Raw genomic sequence first — 811 nt, 5'->3', positions numbered from 1 at the left:
AACGACCTGCTCGGCCCCGAACTTGACCTGGCGCTGCGCTACAGCCCGCTCAACCTCCATGACTCGGGCTATGGCAAGGGCTGGAACCTGCAATTGTCGCAATTCGACCCGGACCGCGAGCGCCGATTGATTTCCCTGGCCAGCGGTGAGACCTACAAGGTCACCGACCGTAAAGGCGACACCAACCAGCTGGCGATGCAGGAAAAGAAAATCGACAGCTTCCACCTGTACGAAGAGTCCGACAGCCGCTGGCGTCTGGTGCACCGCTCGGGCCAGGTCGACCTTCTCGAACCCCAGGGCTCGGGCAGCAACCGTCGGGCGTTGCCGGTGCAGGTGTTCAACGAACAGGGCCAGTGGCTGAAACTCGAGTACGCCACCTTCGACAATGGCTTCCCGCGCCTGGCCAAGGTCACCGACATGCGTGGCGATACCTTGCTGGAGATTGCCCGCGAAAGCACCCTGGTCACCCTGACCTTTCCCACCGATGCCGGCAGCGCGGTCTACACCCTCGTGCTGGTGGACGCCGACCGCAAGGTGGGGCGTATCGAGCTGCCCACCGAAAACAAGGCCAGTTGGCGGTTCGAGTACAGCCGCGAACGCAACATGGACTGCATCAGCAAGGTGCGCACCCCCAGCGGCGGCTTCGAGGAGGTCTTCTACCAGGACGGCGGACATCTGTTCCCGATCGGCTCAGGGGTCGATCCGATGCCGCGGGTGACCCAGCACCTCAACCATCCCGGCCATGGCCAACCGTCGATCGACACGCGCTACACCTATTCGGCCGATGGGCACAACTTCCTGGGCGGCAACG

At 63.5% G+C, this 811-nt stretch carries 1 pseudogene; it reads left to right on the top strand.

The features are described from left to right. Nucleotides 1-811, top strand: a pseudogene (locus G7009_RS27280) (hypothetical protein); the annotation flags it as partial.

It is taken from the genome of Pseudomonas capeferrum, assembly GCF_013523055.1.
Taxonomy (GTDB): domain Bacteria; phylum Pseudomonadota; class Gammaproteobacteria; order Pseudomonadales; family Pseudomonadaceae; genus Aquipseudomonas; species Aquipseudomonas capeferrum_A.
Note: the sequence above shows the minus strand (reverse complement) of the source record. Positions and strands in the feature narration are given on the sequence as shown.